We start from the raw sequence: 10,350 nt of genomic DNA, 5'->3' as shown, positions 1-10,350 counted from the left end.
CCTCACTCCCTGGTGCCGCTGTAACATCTGTTCAAATAGATGGTGTATTGCACGAGTTTTCAACAATTGATGGCGTCGTGGAAGATGTAACAACAATTATTTTAAACATTAAAAAGCTAGCGCTAAAAATTTATTCGGACGAAGAAAAGACGCTTGAGATTGATGTACAGGGTGAAGGGGTCGTTACAGCTGCCGATATTACTCACGATAGCGACGTAGAGATTCTTAATCCAGACCTTCATATCGCTACATTAGCAAAAGACGGTCGCTTACGGATGAGAATGACAGCAAAACGCGGACGTGGGTATACACCAGCTGACGCTAACAAGCGCGAGGATCAACCGATAGGTGTTATCCCGATCGATTCCATTTATACGCCGGTATCGCGCGTATCGTACCAAGTCGAAAATACGCGCGTCGGTCAAATGACAAACTACGACAAGTTAACGATCGACGTGTGGACAGATGGTAGCATCGGCCCGAAAGAAGCAATCTCACTAGGGGCAAAAATTTTAACAGAGCACTTGAATATTTTTGTGAACTTAACAGATGAAGCGCAACACGCTGAGATCATGATCGAAAAAGAAGAGGATCAAAAAGAAAAAGTGCTCGAGATGACAATTGAAGAGCTTGATCTTTCTGTTCGTTCGTACAACTGCTTAAAGCGTGCTGGCATTAACACAGTACAAGAACTTGCGCAAAAAACAGAAGAAGATATGATGAAAGTGCGCAACTTAGGCCGCAAGTCGCTTGAAGAAGTAAAGGCGAAGTTAGAAGAGCTAGGATTAAGCTTACGTAAAGATGACTAGTTAAGCGTTTGGTTAACTAGGCATTTTCATGTTAAAAGTGAAATAAAGGAGGGACATCACATGTCTTACAGAAAATTAGGACGCACAAGCTCTCAACGTAAAGCATTGCTTCGTGACTTAGTGACAGACTTAATCATTAATGAGCGAATTGAAACAACAGAAGCTCGTGCAAAAGAGTTGCGTTCTGTTGTAGAAAAAATGATTACATTAGGAAAGCGCGGCGATTTGCATGCACGTCGTCAAGCTGCTGCATTCGTACGCAAAGAAGTCGCAAACACAGAAACAGGTCAAGATGCGATTCAAAAATTGTTTAGCGACATCGCACCTCGTTACCAAGACCGTCAAGGTGGTTATACGCGCATTATGAAACTTGGACCACGCCGCGGTGACGGTGCGCCAATGGTCATTATTGAACTAGTTTAATACGTTTTTACAAGGGCGAGACAGTTTTTGAACTGGATCTATGCCCTTTTTTTGTTTTCCTTTTTGTAGTAGAGTAGAGAGTAAGAAAATTCAGAAGAGATGAGGAGAGAGTTGTGGAAGTTGTAGTACGTGTAGAAAATATAAGTTTTCAATATGTAAACGAACAAACGTATGCTTTACAACATGTATCGTTTCAAGTATATAAGGGCGAATGGGTAACCATTGTAGGGCATAACGGATCAGGAAAATCGACGCTTGCGAAGTTGTTAATTGGGTTATTGCCAGCTACAAGCGGTACGATTCACGTATGTGGGATTCCATTAAATGAACAAACGGTGTGGGATGTTCGGGAGCGATTAGGGATTGTATTTCAAAATCCAGATAACCAGTTTGTTGGAACGACTGTTCAAGATGATGTTGCCTTTGGTCTTGAAAATCGTGGCGTACCAAAAAATGAAATGGTAAAGCGTATAAACGAAGCGCTAAAAAAAGTAGGTATGGAAAATTTTATTAATGACGAACCGCATCGTCTGTCAGGTGGACAAAAACAACGTGTGGCGATCGCGAGTGCCATTGCTCTTCAACCGAATATTATCATTTTAGACGAAGCAACATCAATGCTTGATCCGAGCGGAAAAAAAGAAGTTCTTCAAGTGATGCAATCACTTCGTCGTGAACGCGATATGACCGTTATCTCAATTACCCATGATTTAAATGAAGTGGCAAAAGCTGATCGGGTGATTGTCATGAATAAGGGGAAAATTGCATTAGAAGGAACACCTAAACATATTTTTGCGCATGGGTCAAAGTTGGAAGAGATGGGATTAGACTTACCATTTCCGCTCCAACTCAGTCAACGGTTGAAGGAAAATCACATTCCAATTACAACCGATCATTTGACAATAGAGGGGTTGGTGAGTGAATTATGGACATTGTATTCCGCGATGTCGAACACCGCTACCAAATGAATACCCCTTTCGAGAAGCGGGCGCTGTACGATATTCATATGGATATCCCCAACGGTTCATACGTAGCTGTTGTGGGTCATACAGGATCGGGAAAGTCAACCCTTTTGCAACATTTAAACGGCTTACTTCAACCGACAAAAGGGACGATCCATCTGGGCAATTATACAATTACAGCAGGAAAAAAAGAAAAACATTTAAAGCCTTTACGAAAAAAAGTAGGTATCGTTTTTCAATTTCCTGAACATCAACTATTTGAAGAAACAGTAGAAAAAGATATTTGTTTTGGACCGATAAATTTTGGTATGAACGCAGAAGAAGCGAAAGCTCGTGTGGGAGAATGGTTAGCACTCGTCGGATTGCCAGAAGAAGTGCGACATAAATCTCCATTTGCGTTAAGTGGTGGGCAAATGAGACGTGTGGCTATTGCTGGTGTGTTAGCAATGGACCCAGAAGTGCTCGTGTTAGATGAACCTACTGCGGGCTTAGATCCTCGTGGGCGAAAAGAAATGATGGACATGTTTGCAAAGCTTCAACGGAAAAAACATATGACGATTGTACTTGTTACACATAGTATGGAAGAGGCAGCACGTTATGCGGATGACATTATCGTGATGCATCAAGGAACGATTGTGCGAAGGGGAGCACCAGAACATATTTTCCGTCATGTCGATGATTTAATAAGTCTCGGACTAGATGTCCCTGAGCCAGTTTTGTTTCAACGGGCAATCGAACAAAAATTTGGCGTGCAATTTCATGCCCCGTGTTTGACGATGGAAGACGTTATCAAAAACTTACAAACGTTATTTACTAGGGTGAAACGTATATGATGAACAGTATGATTATCGGAAAGTATGTTCCTGGAGATTCTCTCATTCATCGTCTCGATCCACGCACAAAATTGTTGCTCATGTTTATATATGTATTTATTGTGTTTCTTGCTAATAATGAATGGGCGTATGGGGTGTTGACTTTTTTTACATGTGCATTGTTGTTTTTATCGCGCATACCGTTTTCGTTCATGATTAAAGGATTAAAGCCAGTTTTATGGGTCATTGTGTTTACGTTTCTTCTTCACGTATTGCTAACAAAAGATGGGGATGTCGTTTTTCAATGGATCGGGATCGAAGTGTACGACAAGGCGATCCAACAAGGAGCGTTTATTTCTTTACGCTTTTTGCTTCTTATCGTTGTTACAACGCTAGTGACGTTAACAACGACGCCGATTGAAGTGACTGATGGGATGGAATCATTGCTTTCACCATTAAAAAAATGGAATGTACCTGTTCATGAACTAGCCTTAATGATGTCGATTTCTCTTCGTTTTATTCCAACATTGATGGAAGAAACAGAGAAGATTATGAAAGCTCAAATGGCTCGAGGTGTCGATTTTTCAAGCGGATCGCTATCAGAACGAATGAAAGCGATGACGGCATTGCTTGTTCCGCTATTCATTAGCGCATTCAAACGAGCAGAAGAGCTAGCCGTTGCCATGGAAGTGCGCGGATACCGTGGTGGGAACGGTCGAACGAAATGGCGCGAGTTGACGTGGAGGCGCATGGATACGGCTTTTATGCTTTTACTTGGCTTATTGGCTGTTTTGCTATGGTTACTTCGTTCATAAAAAGGAGCGAACAGCATGAGAAGGATCAAATGCGTCATTGCTTATGATGGCACGCATTTTGCAGGATACCAAATTCAACAAAAAAAGCGAACTGTACAAGGAGAGCTTGAGCGTGCGCTCTCAACCATTCATAAAGGGGAATTTGTTCGCGTATATGCGTCAGGACGAACAGATGCAACCGTTCATGCATGTGGACAAGTGATTCACTTTGATACGCCACTTGCGATTCCTGATGAAAGATGGCCTAAAGCGTTAAATGCGCTTCTTCCTGATGACATCATTGCCAAAGAGGCAAGTGAGGTTTCGCCTTCCTTTCATGCGCGATTTAGTGTGAAAAAGAAAGAGTATCGTTACCGTGTCTGGACGGGAGAGAAAAACGTGTTTTTGCGTCATTATGTATATCACTATCCGCATCAACTTGATGTAACGAATATGAACGAAGCGCTTCGCTATTTAATCGGGACGCATGATTTCACAAGTTTTTGCTCGGCAAAAACGGAAATTGACGATAAAGTTCGTACCATTTATGAAGCGGAAGTGATTCAAGAAGGAGAAGAGCTAATCTTCCGTCTTGTTGGCAACGGTTTTTTGTACAATATGGTTCGCATTATCGTTGGAACAGTGCTAGAAGTTGGACGGGGGAAACGGCGTGCTGAAGAGATGAAGGCGATTTTGGAACAAAAAAATCGCGATGCTGCGGGAAAGACAGCACCGGGTCACGGTCTTTATTTGTGGCACGTTTCGTATGACAACTAATCCAGGTGTAACATTTTCTTGACATTGGGTTGTAGAAGAGATATTATATCATATGGTATGTATTTTAAACCCACGATTAGCCCCGGAAATTAATCGTGTTGAAATAAATATCGCTTGTTCATTTTTTATTTTAGGAGGGAAAACAAATGCGTACGTATATGGCGAAGCCAAATGAAGTAGAACGTAAATGGTACGTTGTTGATGCAGAAGGCAAAACGTTAGGACGTCTTGCTAGTGAAGTTGCTGCGATTTTACGCGGTAAACATAAACCAACTTACACACCGCATGTTGACACTGGTGATCATGTGATCATCATCAACGCAGAAAAAGTTGAGTTAACAGGGAAAAAATTAACAAACAAATTATACTACCGTCACAGCTTACATCCAGGTGGATTAAAAGTAAGAACAGCGCTTGAAATGCGTACAAATTACCCAGAGCAAATGCTTGAAAGAGCAATTCGTGGCATGCTTCCAAAAGGTAGCCTTGGTCGTCAAATGTTCAAAAAATTGCACGTTTATCGCGGAAGTGAACATCCGCATCAAGCACAAAAACCAGAAGTTTACGAACTTCGCGGATAATTGATCAAAGGAGGGCATTATTTTGGCACAGGTACAATACTACGGCACAGGCCGTCGCAAAAGTTCAGTTGCGCGTGTGCGTCTCGTTCCAGGTGAAGGACGCATTATCGTAAATGGTCGTGACATTCGTGATTATGTTCCATATGAATCTTTAGTGGAAGTTGTCAAACAACCGCTTGTTTTAACAGAAACATTCGGTAGCTACGATGTATTAGTAAACGTAAGCGGCGGTGGATTTACAGGTCAGGCAGGTGCAATTCGTCACGGTATCGCTCGTGCGTTGTTGCAAGTTGACCCTGAATACCGTCAAACATTAAAGCGTGCAGGATTATTAACTCGCGACTCTCGTGTGAAAGAGCGTAAGAAATACGGTCTTAAAGGCGCTCGTCGTGCACCACAATTCTCAAAACGTTAATGTCAAAAATCTCGGCAATTATTTGCCGAGATTTTTTTGTATGTCCCTCTTGTTCATGCGAACAATATACATAAGGAGGGATAGTCAAGTGGGAGTACTTACATCGTTTACAATAAAAAAGTTAGAAAAGCAGCTTGCTTATGAGCGAAATGTATTGCGAGATCTTTCTTATCGTGAATTATGTAGACGTGTGCGCACGTATTGGCAACAATACATCATTGTTTCTGAGATCATAGAAACGATATGCATCGATATAGCCATTGAAGCATATTTGCTTGGGGCTCATTATAGTCGGTTTACATATTATGGTGAGTCAATAGAAACGGTGAAAATTCGTTGTATAAACGAATACAAACAACTCATACATGAGCTGTATGAACATATGGACCTATGTACAGATGGTATGTACGATACATGTATTCGTTACGTAGATACTTGGTGGAAAGAAGGAATCGAAAAAGGACTACGTCGACAACGTCTTCGTTTAAAGTAACCGTTCTAAATTCTCCTCTTGTCCCATATAACATAAATAGTGGGGAGGAGAAGGGATGAAAATACGTGTTGTTGTCTTTTTTATTGTTTTTGTCCTTTTTTTGCAGTTTTACGTACTTCATGATCGCTCATGGAAAGCATGGAGTTTACCGTTATCAGGGAAAATTATCATCCTTGATCCAGGGCATGGGGGACCTGATGGGGGAGCAGTCGGAGGAGACGTTCTGGAGAAAGAAATCGCGCTACATGTGGCGTTAAAATTACGCGATTATTTGCAACAACAAGGTGCGCTTGTTCAAATGACAAGAGAAGGAGATCATGATTTAGCCAGCGAACAGACAAGAGGATATAGCCGAAGAAAAATAGAAGACTTACAACGGCGAGTGCAGTTTGTTAATGAGTCAGAGGCAGATTTTTTCATTAGTATTCATTTAAATGCCATCCCTTCGCCGAAATGGAGAGGCGCCCAAGTTTTTTACTATCCTTCATTAGAGGAAAATGCAAGATTAGCTAAGCTTATTCAACAAGAGCTACGTGTCAATTTGGAAAATACACATCGCTTAGCGAAGCCCATTCAAACGGTATATTTATTAAAGATGGCTAAGAAGCCAGGGGCTCTAGTTGAGATTGGCTTTTTATCAAACGAGGAAGAACGAAAACTACTAGCGTCTTCGGCGTATCAAGAAAAGCTGGCGGCTTCGATTTATAAGGGCATTTTACGTTACGTATCAAACGAACGCGATCCTTCTGAATGAGAAGGATTCATTTTTTTATGCAGAAAATTATGTTATATTGAAAGTGTGAAATCGAATACATAAGGATTGGTGAGGCGCGATGTTGACAGAAAAACAAGTTGTGGAGCTGCTCGAAACGATTTACGACCCTTTTTTGAAAAAAACGTTTAAAGAAACAGGCGCAATTCAAGAAGTCAAAATAAATGAAGAAAAAGGACTAGTAAGTGTAAAAATTGCTTTAGCGAAAACAGGAACGGCCGAACAACTTCAAGTGCAACAAACTATCGTACAACGTTTGAAAGACGCTGGAGCATCTTCTGTTGGGCTCCGTTTTGCTCAATTGCCGTTAGAAGAAGAACGTACAACAAATGAACCCATTTACTTAGCGATTGCAAGTGGAAAAGGTGGAGTAGGGAAGTCGACTGTATCAGTTAATTTAGCCGTTTCACTTGCTCGACTTGGGAAAAAAGTTGGGTTAATTGACGCTGACATTTATGGATTTAGTGTACCAGACATGATGGGCATTACAGAACGTCCAGTTGTTCGTGGAGAGAAAATTATTCCGGTTGAACGTTTCGGTGTGAAAGTGATTTCGATGGGATTTTTTGTAGAAGATAACTCACCGGTTATTTGGCGTGGACCGATGCTTGGCAAAATGCTAAAAAACTTTTTTGATGAAGTGGAATGGGGCGAATTAGATTATTTATTACTAGACTTACCTCCAGGCACAGGTGATGTGGCATTAGATGTGCATACAATGCTTCCAACATCGAAAGAAATTATTGTGACAACCCCTCATCCAACCGCTGCGTTTGTTGCAGCGAGAGCGGGGGCGATGGCTGTTCGGACGAATCACGAAGTTGTTGGTGTCATTGAAAATATGTCATATTTTGAAAGCAAAACAACAGGTGAAAAGGAATATATTTTTGGAAAAGGCGGTGGCCAAAAATTAGCCCAAGAATTACAAACCGATTTACTTGGACAATTACCGCTTGGACAACCGGATTGGAACGATGACGATTTCGCACCTTCTGTATATGGAGAAGATCATCCAATTGGAAAAGTATATATGGATATTGCTAAAAAAATTATTGCAAAGTTACGTTGAGGGGCTTGTTCGCCCCTCAAGCTGTTTGATCTTCACTTGATGTTTCTTGATCGGATTTTTTCTTACCGCCTTGCATTTCCTCTGCTGCTTTAATGAGAATGTCTTCAATTTTCGCTTTGAACAACGGACTGCTGAATGTTTCTATAATGACTTTTTGTAAGTGTGCCCGAAAATCTTTGTTTTTCATTTCTGTTTGTATTAATTTTTTCATTTCTGGATTTTGCATAATATCTACGATCATTGCTTGATATTCAGGATCCTTCATTAATGTTTTTAATAATTTTTCATGTTCTTCTTTCATACTTTTTGCAAAGCTTTGGGCAAACTTTGCATCTTCAAATGCCTTTTTCCAAAACGCTTTTCCTTTGTCTGATGTCAACGTTTCTTCAATCGTTTTTTTAACAATTTGCTGATCCATAACGAGTTGTTGTTTGACTTTTTCATCACCCATCACTTCTTGAATCGCTTTTTTTCCTTCATCTGTTTTTAAAATGTCAACGACCATTTTTTTCGTTTGGTCGTAATCAGGTTGCGCAGGGGTTTTTTCTTGCTGAGCACACCCTGTCAGCATTAATGTGTAGCTAATCACGAGGAGCAAAAATATTCGATTCATAACTAAGGGCCCCTTTCAACAAGTTTCCTTACTGTTAATATTCAATGTTCTCCGCAAAAATATTCGCTAGCATTTTTCTTATTTCGTTGATAGAATTTTGAAAGGGATATTGAGAAGTGGAGGGTGCATAAGTGAATAGTCGAAAGTGGGTTCAATTGTTTTTTTCTACATTGTTTGTCGGTGGAGTAAGTACGGGGGTCGTTGGATTCGCTGTGAAATGGAATGAATACGCACATCTTTTCACATCGTTTGAGATAAAAGAAATTTTATCTGTTCTCGTTTGGCTCATTGGTGTTGGCTTCATTTTTAGCGTCATTAGTCAAATGGGCTTTTTTGCATATTTAACGATTCATCGTTTTGGTCTCGGAGTTTTCCGTTCTGTCGGGCTATGGAATGCGGTGCAAGTTGTTCTTATCGCTTTTGTTTTATTTGATCTCGTTTATTTTCGTTATCAACTGTTTGCTGAAGAGGGCGAATCGATCGTCAGCTATGTGCTCGTTGCTTTATTTATTTTTCTGTTTGGGCTTATTGTTGCTTACGTAAAAATGCGTGAGACGAATAAAGAAGCGTTTGTTCCTGCGTTATTTTTTATGGTTGTTGTAACAGTAATTGAATGGTTCCCAGTATTGCGAATTAACGAAGAAAATTGGTTGTATTTAATGTTGTTTCCGTTATTGATTTGTAATGCGTATCAGTTGCTTACATTGCATCGGCTTTTGCGGAAATAAAATGAGGCGTGCTGCCTCATTTTATTTCTTTACTTTTTATATGCGCGTTATTGACAAGGTCGGATATCACCACGCTTTTATACCCTTCTTTTTTCATCCATATGATAATTTGTTCTAATGCTTGAGAGGTTTGTTTCGCTGAGTCTGATGCATGAAGTAACACAATATCTCCGCCTTTTGCATTTTGGGTCACATTTTCAACAATTGTGTTCACCCCAGGATTGAGCCAGTCTTTTGAATCAATACTCCAATGAACGACAGTATGACCGAAGGAATGAACAACTTTTAAGACGTCCTTATTAAAATTTCCTGTCGGTACACGAAGAAAAGGGGTATGTTTAATACCTAATGTATCAAACACTTTTTTAGCTTGTGCTAAGTCACGAACAATTTTCCCCCTCTCTAGTTCAGTGTAGTTTTTATATTCATAACCCATGCTTCCAATCTCGTGTCCATCGTCCACGATTTTTTTTACGATGCGTGGATGGCGTTCAGCCCAAGAAGCAGATAGAAAAAATGTAGCTTTCACCCCATGTTTTTTTAACACATTTAAAACGGGTATAGCATTTGTTTCTCCCCAACTAATATCAAATGTTAAAGCAAGTTCATTTTTTTTGTTTTCAACTTTGTAAATGGCTTTCGATCCAAGATGAGTAGAGAATACGGATTCGCTTGCAAGTTGTTGAATATACAAAATAGAAGCGGTGACGAAGGCAATGGATATGATGAGAAGCCATTTTTTTATTGTTTTTCCGTCGAGTATATAGAAAAACTTCAATGTTTGTCCCCCCTTGTGCTTTTTATGACCATCTTATGCAAGAAATAACATGATATGATCAATGAATAAACGAGAACATTTTTTAAAAAATATTATTGACAACAAAATGAAACGTGTGTTAAATTAATAATCGTCGTTAGCGACGAAAAGAAATCATCGTTGGCGACGAAAAATATAGTTGACGACAGTCGAAAGAAATGATAAACTGTTAGAGCTGTTGTTTGATGGAGATGTTCCTTGAAAACTGAACGAAGCGAAAAGCGTTAAAGAAGCTAGAGATATGAACTTTCTATGGAGAGTTTGATCCTGGCTCAGGACGAACGC

The 10,350-nt window shown here is 40.1% G+C and carries 14 protein-coding genes; 12 read left to right on the top strand and 2 right to left on the bottom strand.

Translation table 11 applies throughout. The features are described from left to right. The 11 genes from HNR43_RS12200 to HNR43_RS12150 form a co-directional block, all read left to right on the top strand. Positions 1–809, top strand: an 809-nt coding sequence (locus HNR43_RS12200) for a DNA-directed RNA polymerase subunit alpha (protein ID WP_246346322.1), incomplete at its 5' end; no start/stop codon positions are given. A 60-nt stretch (positions 810–869) separates the two neighbouring features. Beyond that, a complete protein-coding gene (gene rplQ, locus HNR43_RS12195; RefSeq protein WP_003397694.1) occupies positions 870–1,232 on the top strand; it encodes a 50S ribosomal protein L17 in 363 nt (120 codons plus the stop codon). Between the two features lie 113 nt (positions 1,233–1,345). Then, entirely contained in the window at positions 1,346–2,200 is an 855-nt protein-coding gene (locus tag HNR43_RS12190) for an energy-coupling factor ABC transporter ATP-binding protein (RefSeq protein WP_183244211.1), read from the top strand. Beyond that, positions 2,158–3,027 carry an energy-coupling factor ABC transporter ATP-binding protein gene (locus HNR43_RS12185; protein WP_183244209.1) on the top strand — a complete coding sequence of 290 codons (870 nt, stop codon included), beginning with the start codon at positions 2,158–2,160 and terminating at the stop codon, positions 3,025–3,027. Before HNR43_RS12190 ends, HNR43_RS12185 begins: the two co-directional genes overlap by 43 nt. After that, entirely contained in the window at positions 3,024–3,821 is a 798-nt protein-coding gene (locus HNR43_RS12180) for an energy-coupling factor transporter transmembrane component T family protein (RefSeq protein ID WP_183244207.1), read from the top strand. Before HNR43_RS12185 ends, HNR43_RS12180 begins: the two co-directional genes overlap by 4 nt. A 15-nt stretch (positions 3,822–3,836) precedes the next feature. Further along, on the top strand, positions 3,837–4,577 hold the full coding sequence (truA, locus tag HNR43_RS12175) for a tRNA pseudouridine(38-40) synthase TruA (protein WP_183244205.1): 741 nt from the start codon (positions 3,837–3,839) through the stop codon (positions 4,575–4,577). A 146-nt stretch (positions 4,578–4,723) separates the two neighbouring features. Next, positions 4,724–5,158, top strand: a complete 435-nt coding sequence (gene rplM / locus HNR43_RS12170; protein ID WP_012573869.1) for a 50S ribosomal protein L13 — start codon at positions 4,724–4,726, stop codon at positions 5,156–5,158. 22 nt (positions 5,159–5,180) lie between these two features. Continuing rightward, entirely contained in the window at positions 5,181–5,573 is a 393-nt protein-coding gene (rpsI, locus tag HNR43_RS12165) for a 30S ribosomal protein S9 (protein WP_003397701.1), read from the top strand. 88 nt (positions 5,574–5,661) lie between these two features. Next, on the top strand, positions 5,662–6,066 hold the full coding sequence (locus tag HNR43_RS12160; RefSeq protein WP_183244203.1) for a DUF2521 family protein: 405 nt from the start codon (positions 5,662–5,664) through the stop codon (positions 6,064–6,066). Positions 6,067–6,121: 55 nt separating this feature from the next. Next, the gene (gene cwlD / locus HNR43_RS12155; protein WP_183244201.1) at positions 6,122–6,820 is read left to right on the top strand and encodes an N-acetylmuramoyl-L-alanine amidase CwlD; all 699 of its coding nucleotides are present in this window, start codon (positions 6,122–6,124) and stop codon (positions 6,818–6,820) included. 79 nt (positions 6,821–6,899) lie between these two features. Then, a complete protein-coding gene (locus HNR43_RS12150; protein WP_183244199.1) occupies positions 6,900–7,907 on the top strand; it encodes an Mrp/NBP35 family ATP-binding protein in 1,008 nt (335 codons plus the stop codon). 16 nt (positions 7,908–7,923) lie between these two features. Here HNR43_RS12150 and gerD read toward each other — a convergent pair whose 3' ends face one another. Beyond that, complete coding sequence (gerD, locus tag HNR43_RS12145) at positions 7,924–8,520, bottom strand: spore germination lipoprotein GerD (protein WP_183244197.1); 597 nt, start codon at positions 8,518–8,520, stop codon at positions 7,924–7,926. A 131-nt stretch (positions 8,521–8,651) separates the two neighbouring features. On the opposite strand from gerD, the gene HNR43_RS12140 reads away from it, so the two are divergent. After that, positions 8,652–9,248: a KinB-signaling pathway activation protein gene (locus HNR43_RS12140; protein WP_183244195.1), complete on the top strand. Its 597-nt coding sequence runs from the start codon at positions 8,652–8,654 to the stop codon at positions 9,246–9,248. Between the two features lie 16 nt (positions 9,249–9,264). Here the strand turns inward: HNR43_RS12140 and pdaB are convergent, their stop codons facing one another. After that, positions 9,265–10,026 (bottom strand): polysaccharide deacetylase family sporulation protein PdaB, encoded by a 762-nt coding sequence (gene pdaB / locus HNR43_RS12135; protein WP_183244193.1) that lies wholly within the window; start codon positions 10,024–10,026, stop codon positions 9,265–9,267. Positions 10,027–10,350: the final 324 nt, after the last annotated feature.

The organism is Anoxybacillus mongoliensis, from assembly GCF_014201515.1.
GTDB lineage: Bacteria > Bacillota > Bacilli > Bacillales > Anoxybacillaceae > Anoxybacillus > Anoxybacillus mongoliensis.
The sequence above is the reverse complement of the archived record's forward strand: the minus strand, read 5'-3'. Positions and strand labels throughout refer to the sequence as shown.